The following is a 15,583-nucleotide window of genomic DNA, read 5'->3' on the forward strand; positions in this document are numbered from 1 at the left end:
CCGGCTCAGAGGGCCCGGACGTAGAGGGCCTTGAGGTACTCGGTCTCCAGCAGGCCGGCGAGCACCGGGTGATCCAGCCCCGCCCCGCGCCGCTCGAGGATCTGCACCGGGCGCCGGGCGTCCTCGGCGGCGGAGATGACCATCTCCTCGAACGCCTCGCGGCTCAGCTTGCCCGAGCAGGAGCAGGTGACGAGCAGCCCCTCGGGCTTCAGGCACTTGAAGGCGCGCAGGTTCAGCTCGTGGTAGGCGCGCAGCGCGGTGGCCAGGCCCTCGCGGCGCTTGGCCAGCCCCGGTGGATCCAGCACCACCGTGTCGAAGCGGCGGCCGGAGTCGGCGAAGCGCCTCAGCACATCGAAGGCATTGCCGGTCTCCACCGTCACGTGGGAGCGCCCGTTGCGCGCGGCGTTCTCCCGGGCGCGCTCGGCGGCCTTCGGGTCCTGCTCCACCGCGAGCACCGCGTCACACGAGCGGCTGAGCGCGAGCGCGAACCCGCCGTGGTAGCTGAAGAGATCCAGCGCCTCGCCGCGAGCCAGCTCTCCAGCGCGCAGGTGGTTGTCCACCTGATCCAGGAAGGCGCCTGTCTTCATGTCGCTCAGCAGGTCCACCTCGAAGCGGTTCTCTCCCTCGTGGTAGGTGAAGCGCGCCTCGCCCGAGCCGTGGAGCAGCATCACCTCGCGCTTGAGGCCCTCGAAGTCCCGGCCCGAGGCATCGTCCCGGCACACCACGTGCGTGGCGCCCGTCTTCTCCACCAGCATCCGCGCCAGCAGCTCCTTCCGGGCGTCCATGCCCTCCGAGAGCGTCTGCACGGTCAGCCCCGCGCCGTAGCGGTCCACGAAGAGGCCTGGCAGCAGATCCGCCTCGCCGTGCACCAGCCGCAGCCCGTCCCGGTGCTGGAGCGGCGCGCGGCGCGCCAGGGCGGCCTCCAGGCGGCGGCGGAAGAAGGCCTCGTCCACCGGCTCCTCGGCGGGAGGGCGGCGGGTGAGCAGGCGCAGCGCCAGCGGCGAGCGCTGGGCGTAGAACGCCTGACCGATGGGATTGCCCTGCGGATCCACCACGGCCACCACCGCGCCGTGCGTGTCCACTTTGGGGGGCTCGAGCAGCTCGGTGCGGTAGAGCCAGGGGGTACCCCGGCGCAGGCTCTTGGCGCCCTTGGGGCTGACTCGCGCGGTGGGCAGTGCTTGGGAAGCCATGGGCTCACTCCAGGCCGCGAGCGGCCAGTTCCTCGTCGTCCTCGCCGCGCAGGTGGCCGACCTCATGCAGCAGCGTCACCTGGATCTGCTCCAGCAGCTCCTGCGGCGTCCGCACCGCACGCGCCAGATTCAACCGGTAGAGCACCACCGAGCGGCACGGCGTCTCCGTCCCGTCGCACTCCTCGTTGAGCGGTGGCCCCCGGAAGAGTCCCAGGATGGTGGGCGACAGCGGCGGCTCCCCGGACAGCAGATCGTCGTCCTGGGGGATCTCCTCGGTCTTGACGGGGACGCCCTCCAAGTCCTTGCGCATGTCCTCGGGCAGCGCCGTCACGGCCTTGGCCACCGCCGCGCGGAAGTCGGCCTCGCTGAGCAAGGGCGGCGTGGGGAAGTCATCGGGCGCCAGCGCGTGGGCCTTGTCGAAGTGGGCCTGCGCCTCCTTCCACTTGCCCTCACGCTCGAGCAGCAGCCCCAGGTGCTGGTGCGCGTGGGCCCCATGCTCCGAATCGCTCAGGAGCGCCAGGAACGCGGCCTTCGCCTCGGCGAAGCGGCACAGCTCGAAGAGGGCCAGGGCCTTCTCGTACGTGGCCTCATGGTTGTGGGGCTCGCGCGCGAGCACGATGGACGCGCGGTCCAGGGCCTCCGCCGCCTGGCCGAGATCATTGAAGGCCATGGCCGAGATGAGCGCGAACTGCACCACCAGATCCGAGACCATGCCCGGCTTGGACAGCCCCCGCTCCGAGTACAGCAGGCCCAGCTCGTCCCGCTCGCGGGTGGAGGGCAGATCCACCACGTACAGGTGCGAGGCCCCGAGCAGCCCGTTGGGCGAGTCCGGATCGATGGCGAGCGCTCGGGCGAAGGCCATCTGCGCCTCCGGCATGCGATCCAGCGCGGTCAGGGCCATGCCTCGCTCGGCGTGGGCCTCGGCGTTGTCGGGCTCCAGGGCGGCGGCCTTGGCGGCACAGGAGAGGGCCTCCTCGTAGCGCTCGCTGTCGTAGTAGCGGCGCGCCGCCTCGATAGGGGAGCCCCCGTCGTCATGGCAGACGGGGAGCGCGGCGACAGCGGGCGTGGACGCATCCGGCTTGCCGAGCGCCGCTGGGGCCACCGTCACGGGGGCGGAAGCGGCCCCCGCATCGAGGGAAGACGCCGCCACAGCAGGCTCCGAAGAGCTGCGCTGACAGGCACCGAGCAGGAGAAAGAGGGCGAGCAGGCCACGCCGCGACATGGGCCGCCAGGGTACGGCATCCCTCTCGGCTCGGGAAGAATCGTCACGCCTGCCTGCCTGGTGAGGAGAGCCCGGGTGCCTGGCGGCTCGGTCCGACGTAGGTTGTGCTTCATGAGCACCCTCATTCTCGCGTCCACCTCGAGCGCCCGCCGGGCCCTGATGGATGGGCTTGGCCTGCCCTACCGGGCTGAAGCCCCCGGTGTGCACGAGGACGTCTCTCCTACCCTCTCGGCTCGGCAGGCGGTGCGGGAGCTCGCCGCGCGCAAGGCCCGCGCCATCCAGGCTCGCTACCCGGACGCCTGGGTCATCGGCGCGGACCAGCTCGTCGAGGTGGAGGGAGAGGTGCTCGGCAAGCCCGCGGACCGGGAGGCCGCGCGCCAGCAGCTGGGCAAGCTGCTCGGGCACACCCATGACATCTGCACCGGCGTGTGCCTGGTGGGCCCCGGAGGCCACGTGGCCGAGGCGCTGGAGGTCTCCCGGCTCACGTTCTACCCCCTCGCACCGGACGAGCTGGAGCGCTACCTGGACCTCGGCGAGTGGCAGGGCTGTGCCGGCAGCTACCGTGTCGAGGGCGCCGGGCAAGCCCTGCTGGCGAGGCTCGAAGGCGATCGCACCAACGTGCAGGGGCTGCCCATGCTCACCGTGGTGCGGATGCTGCGCGAGGCTGGGCTCTCCTTCTTCGCCCCGAGGACGCCTGGAACAGCCGGAGCGCCGTAGCCGAGGCCCGTGCTCCTCAGCTCACTTGCGGCTTCGAGGAGCCGCTGGGGGCTTTGGCTTTGGCTCGGGCGCGGGAGCCGGCGCGGACGCCTTCTGGCGCGCGTGGGCGCTCTGGTCGATGGCGATCTCGAGCGCCGTCAACCGGGGAGGCTCCCGGCGACCCGGGCCGGCGCCTTGCTGCGACGGCGACATCCCTCTCTCCGCCAGCGCGGTCGCCACCACCTGCAGCGTCTCGACGCTGGTGAAGTGCTTCGAGACAGCATGCTGCCCGCGGATCTTCTCCAGCAGCACCAGGGACCTCTGCAACGAGTCCATGCCGGGCTTGTCCCTCAGCGCTTCGAGCACGTCCGCGGCGAGGCGGGCTCCCTCGGGCTTGAGGCCAAAGAGCGCGGTGTTGTTTCGAATGGCCGAGCGCAAGAGGACTCGCGCCGAGGGGCTATCGCCCTTCTGGCTCCGGGCCAGGACAGGACCCGTCAGGGCCTGACCGGTCTGCGTGGCGACACGCTGCAGGAAGGGCTGGCCACCCGCCTTGTAGTTCGCCGGAACGAGGCCCCTCGCATCGAGGGAGGAGACCCACTGCGGTTGAGCCAAGGTGCTCGCCACCTTCGGGAGAGCGGTCAGGAAGGTCTGGCTGCCTCGCTCCTGCGCCAGCAGCGTCCGGCGAAGCATCCGTTGCCCTGCGGCGGTGGCGCCCACCTGGTCCAGCGAGCCCAGGGCGAGCAAGGCCTCATCACCGAGGGCTGACGCGGCGGGAGGCATTGTGTTTGCTTTATCGAGCGCCTGCGCACAGGCGGGCATCAGCGCCACCAGGAGTGGAGCGCGGTCCTCCAGCTCGCGGAGCAGGTCCTCCTCGCTGCCAGCTCCGCCCGACGGCTGGTTGCGCACGGCGTGCAAGCCCTGGAAGGCCGGAATGCAGGCTCCTCGCGCCTCGTGGATCACCCCACGCAGCACTTCAGCCAGCTGCTCGGCGGCCTGCGCCTCACCGCGCGCCGAGAGCACGAAGACGAGCTGGACCGCCCAGCTTCCGCCTCCGGGAACCGTCCTCAGCGCGGGCCCGAGCGCCTCGGCGATGAGGCCCGCGTTCCCAGTGCCCTTGTCGCCGAGGATCCCGGCCACGACAGCATGCGCCATCAAAGAGAGGCTCCCGGGCTCCACGCTCTCGGCAGAGCGCAGCAGCGAGCCCCAGACGAGCTGCCGCTCCTGAGGCGCCAGCCCCGCCATCCCCCCCGCGAGCTTCTCCAGGAAGCCACACCCGGCCTGGATCAACGCCGCCCGATACGCGGGGCTCGCGGCCTGACGCAGCGCGCGCTCGAGGTGTGCAGCCCGCTCGACCAGCGGCGCGGAGGAGGCCTCGAGCTGGGCTGCCTCCACCGCGCCTGCCGTGCTCAGCAGCTGCGAGAAGTTATCGGCGCTGCGGACTCCCACCTGATAGGCCGCGCGAGAGACCATCGCCGCGAGGGCCCGCCGCTCCTCGGGGGAGAGCTGCTCGACCCGGCCCGCCAGCGCGTCCATCAGCGGCCGGACCTCATCACAGAGCAGGTGCTTGAACTCCCGATCGGGGCGCACGCCGAGCTGAAAGTTGAGCTGCCGCACGATGCGCAAGGGAGGCTCGCCCTGGCGCTCCAGGACATGCAGGAGCAGCGCCTCGCGCTTGGCGTGCTCGAAGGTGGTGTCCTCCTGATCATGTCCGAGCCAGGCACGGGCGCGGTGCCGGTCCTGCTCGTCCTCGTCATAGTCGTCACCGTAGATGAGGTTGACGGCCTCGCTGCGCCCGGCCCGGCTCCTGCGCAGCTTGTTGAAGCGGAACAGGCGCGAACGCTTGAGCGCATTGAAGGCAGCCACGAACGGATTCTTCGTGCCCGCCTCGCCGGGCTGAGGCGCGGCGTCCTGGAGCTGCGGTGCGCTCTTGCCTTCCTCCTCCCGCTCGACCGGGCCCTTCTCCTTCTCGGTGCGCTGCGGCTGAGCGGTGTTGGCCCCTGGGACCAGCCCCTTGACGAGCTGCGTGGCCAGCCGGCCCGCGGACGCGAAGGCCGACCCGAACTGCTGGGCCACCTGCTGCGCTTGATTGGAGGCAGGTGGGGCCTCGGGCGGCGGCGAGTGCGGCGGCGCTCCGTCGTGCGCCGGCTGAGGTGCCGCGGCCGGCTCGGGCGTCCCCGCGGGACCCGGAGCAGGGTTGCGTCCAACTCCAGGAGACAGTGGGGAGCCAATCTTGGCCATGCGCTCCCCAATCTATCAGCGGCGGGGCTGTCCCCGGAAACCACCTCGGAGCGGCGGGACTACGTATTCACGCGGATGAGCTGGCTGCGCCCCATGGCGCGCATGTCGTCCGCGAAGCCGGAGATCTCATCCATCGCCCGGCTGGCCTCGGTGTCCACGCCCTTCTTGGGGGCCGCGTCCGCGGCGGTGGCGCGCAGCCGCTCGCTGCGCTGGGCGATGAACTTGAGGATGAAGGCGCGCTCGGCCCACGGATCCGCCCGAAGCTCGTTGAGCCCATGCGCTCCACCCTGCCCCGCCCGGGACAGCAGCTGCTGCGCCTGCTCGAACTGGGCCTGCGGCATGTGCACCAGCGTCCGCGCCGCCAGCTCCGCCTGGGCCTGCCCCAGGATGCCCTCGTTGCCGACGTTGGTCGTGATTTTCGGATCCGCCACCCCCCGGAGCAGCGCGTGACGCATCGGCGTCGTCAGCCGCTGCGCGGCCTTGGGGCTCTCCTGGGCCATGCTGAGCACGCGATCATAGGTGGCGATGGCCGCCTTCGCGTTGGGGGTCGCCGCCGCGTGCTGGAGCAGCAGAATCTCGTTCTGGAGATCGGCGCCGGTCAGGCTCTTGAGGTACGCGGAGACGTGAACCCGCTCCGCGTCGGGCACGCCGGCCCGGCGCAGCGCTGCCTCGAGTTGGACCTGGGGCTGCGGCGTAGAGCCCCCATAGCTGGGGCGCCTGGGTGCCTCGAAGCCATCGGCCATGCCACGTGCTCCTTGGGTGATGTCTCCCGCGCTTCGAGACTATCCCACTTTCCTGGAAATGACTGCCCCCCCAGAGGCTGCTTGCTCCTTCTGGAGATAGAAGGCCACCCCGAGCCCCACCACGCACAACCCCGCCACGTAGTAGGCGGGCGCCAGGGGCGTGCTCTTGACCATGAGCGTCACCACCAACGGCGTGAGTCCTCCGAAGATGGCGTAGGCGACGTTGTAGGAGAACGAGAGCCCCGAGAACCGCACCGCCGCGGGGAAGGCGCGCACCATCACCGTCGGCACCACGCCCACCACGCCCACACAGGCCCCTGTCAGCATATACAGGGCAATCAGGTGCTCGGGCGCCTGGGCCACGCCGCGATAGAGCAGGAACGTCGTCACGAGCAGCGCCAGGCAGCCGAGCCCCAGCGCCCGGCTCACCCCAAAGCGATCGGCGCCCAGGCCGAAGGCGACACACCCGAAGGTGAGGCTCAGCGTGGCCAGACTGTTGGCCTCCAGCGCGTGGGCCGGGGGGATGTTGTACAGCTTCTGCACCAGCGTCGGCGTCATCAGGATCACCACCACGATGGCGGCGGTGAGCACCCAGGTGAGCAGCATCGACACCGCGACCGCGGAGCCATGGCCGCGCAGCGCGGCCTTGAGGGGCATTTCCTGCACCAGGGCGCGGCGCTGGCGCATCTCCTCGAACACCGGCGTCTCGGCGAGCCAGCGGCGCAGGAACACGGCGAGGAAGCCGAACACGCCGCCGACCAGGAACGGCACGCGCCAGGCGAAGGCCAGCACTTCGGCGGGGGTGTAGAGCTTGTTGATCGCCGTGGCCACCAGCGAGCCCAGCAGGATTCCGAGCGTGAGGCCCGAGGTGAGCGTGCCGCACGCGAAGCCGACCCGGTCCTTGGGCACGTGCTCGGAGACGAACACCCAGGCGCCCGGAACCTCTCCGCCCACCGCCGCGCCCTGCAACATGCGCAGCACCAGCAGCGCGAGCGGCGCCGCGTACCCGGCCGTGGCGTAGGTGGGCAACGCGCCGATCAGCAGCGTCGGCACGGCCATCAGGAACACGCTCAGCGAGAACATGCGCTTGCGGCCCGTGCGGTCCCCGAAGTGCGCCATCACGATGCCGCCCAAGGGCCGCGCCAGATAGCCCGCCGCGAACAGCCCGAAGGACTGCAACTGGCGCAGCCACTCGGCTGTGTCGGGCGGAAAGAACAGCTGGCCGATCGCCGTGGTGAAGAACACGAAGATGATGAAGTCGTAGAACTCCAGCGCGCCGCCCAGCGCCGCCAGGGCGAGCGTCCTCGCGTCCTGCATCGTGAGCGGACGAGGCGCCAGCGGCTGCCCGGGTTCGGGGGTAGAAGGAGTCTCCATGGGCGGATGAGAGCGTGATCCCCCCGAGCCGGGCAAGACTTTCAGGCTCAGGCGGACAGCTCGGCGAGGATCTCCCGGTAGGCGGCGCGAGCCCTCTCCAGCTCGCCCGGCTTGAAGCTCACCGCCGCCACCACCGGGTGCCCTCCGCCGCCGTAGCGCCCGGCGATGGCCGCCAGATCATGCTTGCGCAGCCCCGGCCGCCACGGGTTCGAGCCCAGCGACACCTTCGCCCGGCTCGGCCCCTGCCCCACCCACAGCGTGTAGCGCGCCTCGGGATAGAGCGCGTAGGCGATGAACTTGTTCAGGCTGTCCACGCCCTCGTCCGCCAGATCGAAGAACACCACCCCGTTCTCGTAGCGGGCCTTGGCGCGCACCTGCTCGATGTTGCGCTGGTGGCGCTCCAGCAGCGGCGCCAGCGGAGCGGCGATCAGCGGCGAGGCCGCGATCTGCGCCAGCGACTCGGTCTGCATCCGCGGGATGAGCTGGGGGATGAGGTCCGGCGACTTGTTCGCCTCCAGCACCGTCATGATGCGCAGCGCGGGCTCCTCCAGCGCCACCGCCATCTGCGGGCTCGGGAACTGCGCCCCATCGATGATCTCCGCCCAGTGGATCAGCTCCGCCAGGGCCGAGGCGTCCCAGCCGAAGCGCTCGCGCGCCACATCCGCCATGTACTTCGTGCAGCTCTTGCGGTGCGGATCGTGGAACTTGTGGCCGCTGGTATCCGCGCGGAAGTGCGCCTCGTCTCCCGGCTGTTGAAAGGCGGAGACGTGATGGTCGAACCACCACGTGAGCCGCCCGTCCTGGCTGTAGCGGAAGTCGACGATGGCGTTCTCGTCCCCAGTGAAGACGGCGGGATCGATTCCCTCGGCCCCCGGCTTGTGCGCCAGCCCGCGGTACGTGAAGGTCGCGTCCGGCCGGAAGCGCTCCCGGTAGAAGCGGGTGAACACGGCCGCGCTCGCCGCGCCGTCGAAGCAGTTGTCGTGGAACAGGACCTGGACGTTCATGGCTCCCCGCCTTTACTGCAATGCCAGCCCCGAGCCCACCGCGATGAAGGCGGACTCGCCACTGGCCGTCTCGGGCGGCGCCGCGACCACCGCTATCCCCACCAGCCGCCCATCCGCGAGCTGCCCGCACCCGAACGAGCCTCGGGCCCCCATCGTCGTGCGCAGCTCGTACATCAGCGCCTTGGTGCCGAGCGCCATTGGCGCGGGCCTCGTGGACGGAGGGCTCGCCGGATCGCCTCCGAAGGCCTGGAGGAGCTTCTGGCAGCCCGCCTTCACCGAGCCGCCGCCCTCCCGGTCCACCCAGAGCGCCCCGTAGCGCCGCTGCGCCACATCCCCGAACCCCACCCCGCCTCCCGTGAGCGTCGCCTCCGGCATGGAGAGGTGCGGAGAGAGCTGCTCGGGCGAGAGCCGGCTCCACCCATCGGGCAGCTCGAGCTGATAGCCCAGCTCACGCCCCACGAGCAGCTGGCGCACCCCGCCTCCAACGGCCCCCGGCCCCGCTCCCATCGCGAGGAAGATCACCCCCAGCACCGCCACGCCACTGCCCAGCCCCAGGCCGGCATAGCGGCGCACCGGGCCGGGCTCGCCCACCACCATCGCGAGCGCCACCGCCGCATGCGCCATATAGGCCAGGTGCACGGGCGCCAGCGGAGCCGCCCGAGCCAGGAAGCCCGCCACGCCCAATTGGAGCACCATCCCCACCTGCGCGAGCAGCTTGGCGGGCCCCAGGTTGAGGATGAGCCCCAGCCCGAGCAGCAGGTCCATCAGCACCAGCCCATAGGCCCAGATCGGCTCGTACCGTGCGCCGACGACGCCACCCACGCGCAGGAACCACACCGCGGCCCCGATGAAGAACACCGCCGCGATGGGCGCGGGATGGGCGGACACCTCGCCCGTCAGGTTGCCTCCGAAGACGGTCTGCTCGATGTCCTCGTGGTCCCGCTGCTTGTCCACCATCTTCCGCTGGGCCCGCTTGTACATGGGCAGGAACCCGAAGGGCTCGCCGCACTTGGGGCAGGCTTCGGTGCCGGCGGGGATGGGGCTGTGGCCGCAGCTCGGGCAGAGGGTCTCGGGCATGGCGCGCACGCATATACCGCACCGGCTCGGTTCTCCCTCAGTGCCCTTACGGCCTACCTGCCACCACCCGAAGTCCGGTGAATGGAACGTTGAATCCTGAGCAGCGGATTGAACGAAAGGTGGCAACGAAATGAGTCCCCGCAGCCGCTGTTGCGGGGAGTTGTGGAAAATTTCCCTCCCAGTCTCGGTCTTATGGGCAAGGTAAGTGTCCGAATCCACACGAAACCGAGCAATCCGGGGCATGGCCCGTTGCTTGCTAGGTTGTGAGAGATCCGCACCGGTGAACAACCCATGGAGTCCGATGGGAGGAGCACCATGGCCAAGACGACAGCACGAAAGGGCAGTTCGGTCCGCCGCCAAGGGCGCCGGGTGCTGCCTGCGTTGCGGCGAGCGGTCGGCCGGGTGAAGCGCGCTCAGGCCCAGCAGCCTCCCGCGGTCCGGCCCGAGCCCCTCACCGTGGGGGAGATCATCGCGGCCGCCTTCGACACGGCGGGCGGGGAGATCCGCGAGGTCCTGAAGGTCGTCGCCGCTCCGCAGCTCTCGAGGGCGCTGGGCCGCCGCATCGTCCTGGTGCGCTGAGCCGGCTGCGGTCTACCTGTTCCTGTCGCGCGGAGGCTGCGCGGAGACGCTCCTTCGACGCAGAAGCTGCGCCCGCGGGCCTATCATCGGAGACTGTGGACATACTTACAGGGGCTGAAGGCGCTCCCGCTCCCTGTACTCCGATGATCGACACCCACTGCCACCTCGATGCCTCGCGGTTCGATCCGGATCGCCCCGACGTCCTCACCCGAGCCTGGGCCGCGGGCCTGCACGGCATCGTGATTCCCGCCGTGGGCCCCGGCACCTGGGAGCCGCTGCTGGAGCTGCCTCGGCGCGATGCGCGCGTGCAGGTAGGGCTGGGCATCCACCCGCAGCTGCTACCGGAGCTGCCGCCCGAGCAGGATGCCGAGCACCTCGAGCGGCTCGACGCGCTGCTGGCCCAGGGCGGGGCGGTGGCCGTGGGCGAGTGCGGACTGGATGGCCCCTCCGTTCCGGGTGCGCCGCTGGAGCGGCAGGTGCGAGTGCTCCGAGGCCACATGGCGCTGGCGCGCAAGCACGGGCTGCCGGTGTTGATGCACTGCCACCGGCTGCACCCGGCGATGATCGAGTTCCTCAAGGAAGAGCCCTTCCCCGAGGCGGGCGTGCTCATGCACAGCTACAGCGGGGGCGTGGAGCTGGCGCGCTTCTACGTGCAGAGGGGCTGTCACTTCTCGTTCGCGGGACCGGTGACCTGGGCCGAGGCGCGCAAGCCGCTGGATGCCCTGCGAGCCATCCCCGCGGATCGGCTGATGGCGGAGACGGACTCGCCGGATCAGGCGCCCACGCCGTACCGGGGGCAGCGCTCGGAGCCGGGCTACCTGCCCCACATCCTCGAGGGCATGGCGCGGGTGCTGGGAGAGCCCGTCGAGGCGCTTGCCCAGCGGACGACCGCGAACGCGCGCCGGTTCTTCCGGGAAGCCTTTCCCCCGCCTTCGCGGTAGGCAAGCGTCGCGATATAGAGGGATTCCATGGACGCTCAGCAGCTCCCCACCGCTTCCGATACCACTCCTGCCTCGGCTCCGGCGCCGGCGGTGCCCACGGCCCCGGAGACGGGCGCCAACACGCTCGCCCGGCCCTTCAAGCTCTCGAGGCGGTTCGATCGAACCGGGCGCCTGCTGGGCGACTCGGCGATGGAGCGGCTGGCGGCCGCGCGGGTCATCGTGTTCGGCGTGGGCGGCGTGGGCAGCTACGCGGTCGAGGGGCTGGTGCGCAGCGGCGTGGGGCACCTCACGCTGGTGGACCACGACGACGTGTGCGTGACGAACACGAACCGCCAGTTGCACGCGACGGTGAAGGGCGTGGGCAAGTCGAAGGCGGAGCTGATGGCGCAGCGCTGCCGGGAGATCAACCCGGACGTGCGAGTGGAGGCCAGGCGCGACTTCTACCGCGCGGAGCTGGCCGAGCAGCTCTTGCCGCCGGGCCAGTACGACTTCGTGGTGGATGCGATCGACAACGTGAAGGCGAAGCTGCACCTGCTGCACCGCTGCGTGACGTTGGGGGTGCCGGTGGTGAGCTCGATGGGGGCAGCGGGACGGTTGGACCCGACAGCCATCCGCGTGGAGGACCTGTCCGAGACGCACATGGATCCATTCGCCAAGGACATCCGCAAGCTGCTCAAGCGCAAGCACGGGGTGGAGACGGATCGGCACACGGGCATCACGGCGGTGTACTCGATCGAGGCGCGGCGCCAGCCGGTGCCGCTGCGCTACGACGACGCCACGGATGGCTTCCTCTGTGTCTGCCCGCAGGACAACGAGTTCCACACCTGTGATCACCGTACGCAGATCGACGGCAGCGTGGTCTTCGTCACGTCGGCCTTCGGGATGAACGTCGCGGGCGTGGTGGTGCGCCGGCTCGCCTCAGCGCGCTGAGCCGCTCGCCCCGGCGGGTTCGAATCCCGTCGGGGACACTTCCATCAGGGCCGGAAGCCGCTGAACGCTCAGCGGTTTCCGGCCCCGGTGCTTTCAGGCTCCGGCTCGTCTCCAGGGCGCGATGCTTCTCCCCTTCCCCAGGTGCATGTACTTCACCCTCGTCACCCACCTCGTCACCTGAGCCCTCTTCACAAGCGCCCACGCTCCCAAGTCTCTCCGAGAGCAGAAAGACACAACACACTCAGGGAGCCTTATGGATACGGACAATCAGTGGATCACGCGCGGCCTCGGTGTAGCCATTGCCGCATTTCTCCTCGTCGGTTTTCAGGCGCAGGCGGGCCGCAAGGTCACGGTGCAGCTCGTGGCCCGGCCGACCCAGGCCGCCGCCGTCACCGGGTGGAGCGCACACCTCGACACCGCCGCCCAGAACGCCATCGCCGCCAGTGGTAAGCCGCTCGTCACGGGGCAGACGCGAGCCACCTGGATTGGCATCAATTTCTCCAAGCACCACATCGTTCCGCAGACCTACCTCCAGGTGATCGCTGGGCTCTCCATCAACGCGGATGCAGGCACGCCCGAGCTCCGCACGCGGCTGGTCACGGCCATCCGCGGCATCGCCGCCGGCGCCGCCGGTGGCCCCCCCGCCGCGTGGAACCTCGGCCCGGTGGTGTGGGCGCCGATCAACCTGTTCGAGGGGCCCACTGGCTCCTACCGATCGGATGATCCGAAGGAAGGGAGCGAGAACGTGAAGCCCAAGAGCTTCGACAACACCCGCTGGACACGTCTGCAGGCCATCAAGACCGCGCTCACCGGCCTGGGCAGCATTAACGGGGAAGTCTTCGAGACGAACACCGACAAGCTCAACCAAATGCAGCGGGGCGGCAAGACGGGCTTCCAGCTCCTAGTGGAGGCGGTCGAGGGACTGGCGGCACTCGCGGAGGCGGCGCCCGTGCCCGTCCAGCCCTTCGTCGAAACCGACTGGGTCGACGCACAGAACAAGCAGATCAACCTATCCAACCTCATCGGCTTCAGGAACAGCGAGGTGCAGGTGTCGCTCCTGGATGCGAAGAGGAATGCCTACCACCTGAGGTAGGGAGGCGAACACCTCCTCGCCCTTCTCCTCTGTTGGCCAGTCGGGGACACTGATGCGCGATGCGGGGGCTCGCAGTGCTCCCACCCAACAGAGCGGCATGACGAGTGCCTACTCATCAGGTAGGCTGCGCGCGGGCGGAGCCAACCGCCCCTCGTAACCCGAGGTACGCGATGACGGACGAGCAGACTCCTGACTCGCTCAGGCCGGGCAGCGCGGTGGGCCCCTGGCTCATCGAGGGTCATGCGGGACGGGGCACCTATGGCGCCGTGTTCCGCGCCCGCCGCGCCGGCCTCCCGGGCTCTGTCCCGGTCGCCCTCAAGGTGGCCGTCTTCGCCTATGACCCGCGCTTCCTGCGCGAGGTGGAGCTGCTCTCGCGGACCCGTCACCCCTCCGTGCCCCAACTGCTCGACCGCGGCTGGTGGACCACGGACTCAGGGCGCGTGCACCCCTACCTCGTGATGGAATGGGTCAACGGGTTGCCCCTGTATGAATGGGCTCGGGCCCACCCTCCCTCCTGCCGCCGGGTGCTTCAGGTGGTGGCTCAGGTGGCTTGGGGCTTGGAAGCCCTGCACAGCGCAGGGGGCCTTCACCGCGACGTCAAAGGCGACAACATCCTCGTGGAGCCCGAGGGCCGCGCCCTCCTCACCGACTTCGGCTCCGGCACCTGGGCCGGAGCCCCTCCCCTCACCGACAGCCTCATGCCTCCCGGCACTCGTGAGTACCGCGCCCCTGAAGCGCTGCGCTTTCAATGGCGCCACCTGCGTCAGCTCCAGTCCCACTATCAAGCCCGCACCTTTGATGATCTCTATGCGCTGGGCGTCAGCGTGTACCGGCTGGTGACCGGCCTCTACCCACCTCCGGGAACAGATCCGGAGGCAAGGCTGGATCCTTTCCGCTTTCCACCTCCTCTGCCTCCACTTCGGCAGCCACCCCAGAAGCTCAACCCTCGGGTGATCCCGGAACTGGCGGCCCTCATCGAGCAGATGCTGGCGGCGGAGCCTGAGGCTCGCGGTCTGGCGCGCGACGTGGCTCAAGCCGCGGACGCCGCGGCCGAGCGTGCGGGCTCGGAGGCAGATGGCCCGCTGATGGACCCACCGCGACCCTCCGCCACGGCGGTGGCTGTGCCTGTGCGTGTGCAGGCCGAGGCGCAGGTTCCTCCCGCCGTCAGCAAGCCTGGGCCCATCCGCCCTGAGGCCCCAGAGGTTGACTGGGGCCTGAGGATCCGGCGGGTGCTGGTTGTCGGGCTTCTGCTGGCCATCCCGGGCAGCATCCTGTGGATGGGACACGGGCCGTACTCGAACTCCCCCACGTTTCCACCGAGGGAATCCGCGGACCTCGAATGGGACAGAGACGGCGCAGAAACCTCGCTGGCCGACGCCTCGGTACCCGCGAGCGTGTCCTCTCCGCAGTCAGCCAGTGGCTCGGCGTCCATCGCGCTGCAGATGCCAGATGAGCCGTTACCAGGCCAGCGGCGCCCGCCCTGCAGGCCCCGGGAGGAAGCCATCCGCGGCGGATGCTGGGTCAGGTTGAACGACAACTTCTCCCCACCTTGCGACGACGAATCGTATGTATGGCAAGGCTCATGCTACATCCCCAAGATGGAGCGCACACGAACTCCCACCTCGAAGGACCCGCAGAAGTAGATTCACGGTGGGGCGCTCTTAGTTAAGTTGCTCCGTGCATGCACCGGCTGCTCCTGCTCCTCCCGGCCGTCCTCGCACCTGGCTGTGCCGCCCCAGCGCACAGCACCTACTCCCAGGCTGCTCCCGGGCCTGCCTTCCCTGTTCCTCCCCATACGCCGCCTGGAGCTGGGGCACCCCTCGTGGGTCAGCCTGGCGCACAAGTCACAGAAGTCCCCAGAAGCCCCCACCAGCGAGTCCTCCCGCCCACCAGCGAGCCGGGCCTCTGGGCGGGGGACGCGCCGCGGGCGAGCCGAGAGCGCTTGCCTGGCAAGCCGGAACTCCTCGGTGTGGTTCTGCCTGGGCTGCCCGACTCCGACCAAGAGTTGGATGTGGGGCCCGCCCGCGCCTGCGCAGCCCTTTGGGGCCAGGCGCTTCCTGGGACGGGGCTCGCCGAGCGGGTGATTTCGCTGCGGCCCAAGGCGAAGCGCTGCATGGTAGCTTGGATGTTTCACACCTGTGTCCGCGTCATCGAGCAACTGGATGACAACATGAAGGAGGACGGGGTGGTGGTGCTGCTGGCTCACCAGAAGCGGACAGCCCTACGGCAGGCTGCCAACGACTGCGTGCTCCGGACCATGTCGATCACCTGTTCCGGGCCATGCCGATCACCGATTCCGGAGCAAGCCGATCACCTGTTCCGGACCATGCCGATCACCGATTCCGACCATGTCGATCACCTGCCTGGCGGGGTGAAACAGGGCGGAACAGGGCTGTAGCAGGCTGCGGGTGAAGGTAGAGCCGGAGCGTTGACGACGCTGGACAGAGAGCCGAGCACGCCGCCTCCCGAACACGGAGGTGGCTGTGGCGGCAGAGA

Annotated in this window: 14 protein-coding genes; 7 read left to right on the plus strand and 7 right to left on the minus strand. The window is 69.9% G+C overall.

Annotated features, from left to right (window positions below):
- Positions 1–5: 5 nt before the first annotated feature.
- Positions 6–1,190: a class I SAM-dependent rRNA methyltransferase gene (locus ACJ8AT_RS16815; protein WP_407738752.1), complete on the minus strand. Its 1,185-nt coding sequence runs from the start codon at positions 1,188–1,190 to the stop codon at positions 6–8.
- A gap of 4 nt (positions 1,191–1,194) precedes the next feature.
- Positions 1,195–2,412, minus strand: coding sequence for a metallopeptidase family protein (locus ACJ8AT_RS16820; RefSeq protein ID WP_407738753.1), 1,218 nt, complete (start codon positions 2,410–2,412; stop codon positions 1,195–1,197).
- A 111-nt stretch (positions 2,413–2,523) separates the two neighbouring features.
- On the opposite strand from ACJ8AT_RS16820, the gene ACJ8AT_RS16825 reads away from it, so the two are divergent.
- The gene (locus ACJ8AT_RS16825; RefSeq protein WP_407738754.1) at positions 2,524–3,129 is read left to right on the plus strand and encodes a Maf family protein; all 606 of its coding nucleotides are present in this window, start codon (positions 2,524–2,526) and stop codon (positions 3,127–3,129) included.
- A 21-nt stretch (positions 3,130–3,150) separates the two neighbouring features.
- Here ACJ8AT_RS16825 and ACJ8AT_RS16830 read toward each other — a convergent pair whose 3' ends face one another.
- The 5 genes from ACJ8AT_RS16830 to ACJ8AT_RS16850 are packed head-to-tail and all read right to left on the minus strand — an operon-like array spanning position 3,151 to position 9,544.
- Entirely contained in the window at positions 3,151–5,346 is a 2,196-nt protein-coding gene (locus ACJ8AT_RS16830; protein ID WP_407738755.1) for a hypothetical protein, read from the minus strand.
- Between the two features lie 59 nt (positions 5,347–5,405).
- Positions 5,406–6,089 carry a hypothetical protein gene (locus ACJ8AT_RS16835; protein WP_407738756.1) on the minus strand — a complete coding sequence of 228 codons (684 nt, stop codon included), beginning with the start codon at positions 6,087–6,089 and terminating at the stop codon, positions 5,406–5,408.
- A 39-nt stretch (positions 6,090–6,128) separates the two neighbouring features.
- Positions 6,129–7,463: an MFS transporter gene (locus ACJ8AT_RS16840; protein WP_407738757.1), complete on the minus strand. Its 1,335-nt coding sequence runs from the start codon at positions 7,461–7,463 to the stop codon at positions 6,129–6,131.
- Positions 7,464–7,510: 47 nt separating this feature from the next.
- On the minus strand, positions 7,511–8,467 hold the full coding sequence (locus ACJ8AT_RS16845; RefSeq protein WP_407738758.1) for a hypothetical protein: 957 nt from the start codon (positions 8,465–8,467) through the stop codon (positions 7,511–7,513).
- A 12-nt stretch (positions 8,468–8,479) separates the two neighbouring features.
- Complete coding sequence (locus ACJ8AT_RS16850; RefSeq protein ID WP_407738759.1) at positions 8,480–9,544, minus strand: zinc ribbon domain-containing protein; 1,065 nt, start codon at positions 9,542–9,544, stop codon at positions 8,480–8,482.
- A gap of 315 nt (positions 9,545–9,859) precedes the next feature.
- Here ACJ8AT_RS16850 and ACJ8AT_RS16855 point away from each other — a divergent pair, with 315 nt between their 5' ends.
- The 6 genes from ACJ8AT_RS16855 (at position 9,860) to ACJ8AT_RS16880 (ending at position 15,485) form a co-directional block, all read left to right on the plus strand.
- Positions 9,860–10,123, plus strand: a complete 264-nt coding sequence (locus tag ACJ8AT_RS16855; RefSeq protein WP_407738760.1) for a hypothetical protein — start codon at positions 9,860–9,862, stop codon at positions 10,121–10,123.
- A gap of 143 nt (positions 10,124–10,266) precedes the next feature.
- Positions 10,267–11,064 (plus strand): TatD family hydrolase, encoded by a 798-nt coding sequence (locus tag ACJ8AT_RS16860; RefSeq protein ID WP_407738761.1) that lies wholly within the window; start codon positions 10,267–10,269, stop codon positions 11,062–11,064.
- Positions 11,065–11,091: 27 nt separating this feature from the next.
- Positions 11,092–11,994, plus strand: a complete 903-nt coding sequence (locus tag ACJ8AT_RS16865; RefSeq protein WP_407738762.1) for a ThiF family adenylyltransferase — start codon at positions 11,092–11,094, stop codon at positions 11,992–11,994.
- Positions 11,995–12,247: 253 nt separating this feature from the next.
- Positions 12,248–13,087 (plus strand): hypothetical protein, encoded by an 840-nt coding sequence (locus ACJ8AT_RS16870; protein WP_407738763.1) that lies wholly within the window; start codon positions 12,248–12,250, stop codon positions 13,085–13,087.
- Positions 13,088–13,257: 170 nt separating this feature from the next.
- Positions 13,258–14,730, plus strand: a complete 1,473-nt coding sequence (locus ACJ8AT_RS16875; protein ID WP_407738764.1) for a serine/threonine-protein kinase — start codon at positions 13,258–13,260, stop codon at positions 14,728–14,730.
- A 299-nt stretch (positions 14,731–15,029) separates the two neighbouring features.
- A complete protein-coding gene (locus tag ACJ8AT_RS16880) occupies positions 15,030–15,485 on the plus strand; it encodes a hypothetical protein (RefSeq protein ID WP_407738765.1) in 456 nt (151 codons plus the stop codon).
- The last annotated feature ends 98 nt before the right edge of the window (positions 15,486–15,583 follow it).

Source organism: Hyalangium sp., assembly GCF_045802625.1.
Taxonomy (GTDB): Bacteria; Myxococcota; Myxococcia; order Myxococcales; family Myxococcaceae; genus Hyalangium.